2 protein-coding genes are annotated in these 3,369 nt (G+C 63.9%); one reads left to right on the top strand and one right to left on the bottom strand.

Features of this window, described 5'->3' with window-relative positions; all coding sequences use genetic code 11:
* Positions 1-164: 164 nt before the first annotated feature.
* Positions 165-800: a hypothetical protein gene (locus tag C998_RS0113690; RefSeq protein WP_018871441.1), complete on the top strand. Its 636-nt coding sequence runs from the start codon at positions 165-167 to the stop codon at positions 798-800.
* 29 nt (positions 801-829) lie between these two features.
* On the opposite strand, the gene C998_RS14250 is transcribed toward C998_RS0113690, so the two are convergent.
* A partial coding sequence (locus tag C998_RS14250; protein WP_231365013.1) for a conjugal transfer protein TraG N-terminal domain-containing protein occupies positions 830-3,369 on the bottom strand: 2,540 nt, incomplete at its 5' end.

The following is a 3,369-nucleotide window of genomic DNA, read 5'->3' on the forward strand; positions in this document are numbered from 1 at the left end:
CCAATACCCAGCCGGGCCTTCGGGTCCGGCTTTTTTTTGCCCGGAAAACGGAGTGCCCCGAATAACACCTTGAAAACCCTCTCCGCCTGAACTACAATGTACTTCAATAGGGTAGGATTCACACTGAAGAATACAGGAAACGGACTGCATGAGAGGACACAACCATGAACCTGCAATACACCACCAACCTGATCGGCCGCCAGGGCCGTCGAATCCCGGTCAGCATCCAGGTTGACCGGCACCGTCGCCCACCCCTGCTGAGCGTCGTCGCGTTTGCCCGCGGCCGCGCTGTGCCAATGGGGCGCTACGCCGTCCGAGACGGCCGTGTGGAGCGACACGACAGCCCGCCCGAACCGTCCCTGCGCGAGCGGATCGTTCTGGGCATCGGCGCGGCCCTGGGGCTGCTGTACACCCCCACCCACGAAGAGGTCATCGTGGGTCTGCGCGAGGCGCACAATGCGTTTGATCTGACCCAGCGCCCCCCGAACATTGAGGACTTCACGGAGCATCCGGCCCTGACTCCCGAGCCGACCGTGACGGCAGACGATACCTATGTCGCGCACCTGGCCGCCCAGGAGGGCGCCCCGCCGCCGGAAGGAATCCTGGCTCACATTCGGCGCGAGAACGAGGAAGCCCAGTACGGCTCCCTGACTCCGGAAGAGATCGAGCGTGAGAACGATCTGATGTACGTTTACCTGGTTGAATCGCTCGATACCCCATCCATGATGGGTAAGCAGGGCTACTCACACGTTGAACTGCCGCATGACCCCCACCTGGGAGGGTGGCCGGACCAGCAGTAACCCGCTGGCCCGGCCCATCCGACTACGGGCTACCGGCCCTGCCCCGGAGGACGAGGCCCCTGGTTTCGATACGCCTCGATCTCACGCTCCTCCGAATCCTGACGCCAACTGTGCTGCAAGCTGCCGCCCTGCTGACCCGCCCGCTCCTGACGCTCGGCGCGCAGGCGTTGTGCGGTGGCACTGCGTTCATTATCGCCTTGCGGGGCCGAAGTATCCGGCCCCCTGTCACGCGGAGCATCGTTGGCACCGTTATCTTGCCGATCCGTCCGAACACCGCGCTCGGTTCCCGGTCGTTGCGCGTGAACGCCCCACTCTCTATCGCTTTCCTGGGTGGCCGATTCCCAACCGCTCGGGGGCTCGCCCCCTTGCTGATTCTGGTACTCCTCTTCTTTGAGGAGGCGCCGCTGAATAGCGCTCCGAACGTCTCCCCCTTCATCGCGCGGAGCTTCATCGCTTGAACGATCCGTCCGGGGACCGCGCTCGGTTCCCGTTCCTGAACCGGCCCCATCACTTTGACCGCCGACAGGATAGCTCTGATACGCCAGGGAGCGTTCTGCGCCGGGTCGCAATTCCATCTTGCCGTCTTCGTTGAGGCGCCAGTCACCCACCGGATGGGGCGCCTGCTCACCGATGTTCTCGGTAGCGATCTCTCGGGCATCCTGATAGCGACCCTGAAGGTCATCACGACCGGCCCGCACGTCAGATTCAACGCCATCAAGCCCGCGCTCCCGCGCGTCGGCCGCAAGGTCGTTGCGAGCCCCGCCCCCGAAGTCTCGGGCCTGATCGGTCCCCGGAACCCCGGACGCATAGCCATCGTAAGCGGCGTTGACGTTGTTGGCCGGGGCTCCAGCCACACCAATCCCGAAGTACCGGCTGGCAATCTCCTCGCTGTTCTGACGGATCATCGACATGAGGGCACGGCTGTCCGCGCTGTCGCCGCCGTCGTTGGCGTTCGCGATCATGCGCTGGAGGTTGGATTCGCCCACCTTCGGCGCAAGGGTGCTGTAGATCGCCCCATCGAGCTTGCCCCCCACGGAAAGACCGTCCTTTTCGACGCGAGACTGAAGCTCGGACCAGGACTGCGACTCCTGAAGAGAAGCCCCCATGCGCCGCGACGCATCCTGAGTCTCGGCCACACCGGCCGAGCCCAGCATGGAGAACGAATCCCCAAACCGCTCGGTCTGGGTGTTGCCGACTCGCTCCCCGATTTGCTGGATATAGTCGTCCGCCTGCTGGTATTCCTGCGAAGTCGAAACGGTTGTGGCTTCGGATACCGCACGCTCAGCCTGCTCTTGCGACAGTCCTCGTTCAGTCAGGCTCATTTGCGCCTGAGCCTGCGCAACGCCCAAGGGAACACCTGCACGGACAGCCTGCGACAATTCGCTTACAGTCGCACGCATCTGAGATTCGGAAACACCCGCACGCTCAGACGCCTCCTGGACCATACCTTCCCGTTGCCCATAAGCCTCCTGGTACTTGAAAGACTCATCCCTGCTGAGCCCCAGATCAGAGGCCATGGCACGGTCGCCCACCAGGTCGTTGAGCTGGGACTGCTGGGCGGCCGTTCCCTGCACGCGCTGATCGAAGGCCACGGCGTTTTCCTGAGCCGCCTGCTGGGCACGCTGAGCCTGAGTCTGGATACCGGACTCCAGGGTGCCCTGTGCGGACGCCGAGACATTCCCGAGACTGGTTGCACCGGGACTCGCGTTGTAGCTGGCCTGACCTCCCTCGCTTGTGCGAGCGGTGCCACCGGAAAGCGTGGACTGCTCGATGGCGGCCGCGCCATAGCGCATGTTCGGCGCCGTATTGATCTGGTCCGCGCTCGCGGTGTTCACCTGCGAGGTATCCCACGACACCGAGCCGGACTGCATCGAGGCATCCGTCAGGGACGCGCCCGAGCGGGTGGCCGCCTGCGACATCGGCTGGTTCAGGCTCGACGCCACGCTCGCCCCGATCATCGCACCGCCCCGGATCATCATGTACGAGATCATCGGGATCGTGAGGGCCATGTACCCGGCCAGCGCCACCATGTCGGAATTGGCGTAACTGATCGAGGCGGCCGTATCGAGCGTCAGCCCTGAGCTGCCGTCGCTCATTTCCGCCATCCGCTGCGACTGCGGCGCCCCGTACCAGTACATGATCGAGTTCAGCACCGCGTACATCGGCGGCCAGAGCTGAATCCACATCATCACGAGTAGGTATTGCCCGAGCACCGACAGCCATGCCGGAGTCAGCATGAAGACCATGACAATCGGGAACAGGGCGTACAGCAGGGCCTCGATCACCGCGCGCATGACCGGCAGCGTGCGCGAGGCCATGTTGCCCATCAGCATGTAGGTGTTGCGCTGGGTCTGCTCGGCCTGAGCCGTAAACACCGATTGCGCAAGTGCGGCGTTGTCCGTCTCGGAAACCCCTTGAGCAAACGCATCCTGCATCGCGTTGATCGTCATGGCCTGACGGGTCAGGCTCGCCGCGTCCTGATTGATCCCGAGCATGTCCTGTCCGGTCACCCCACCGGCAGAAGCCAGGTAGCGAGCTGCCGCATCATCGACCGAGCAGGCCGACCAGA

Source organism: Thioalkalivibrio sp. ALgr3, assembly GCF_000377325.1.
GTDB lineage: Bacteria > Pseudomonadota > Gammaproteobacteria > Ectothiorhodospirales > Ectothiorhodospiraceae > Thioalkalivibrio.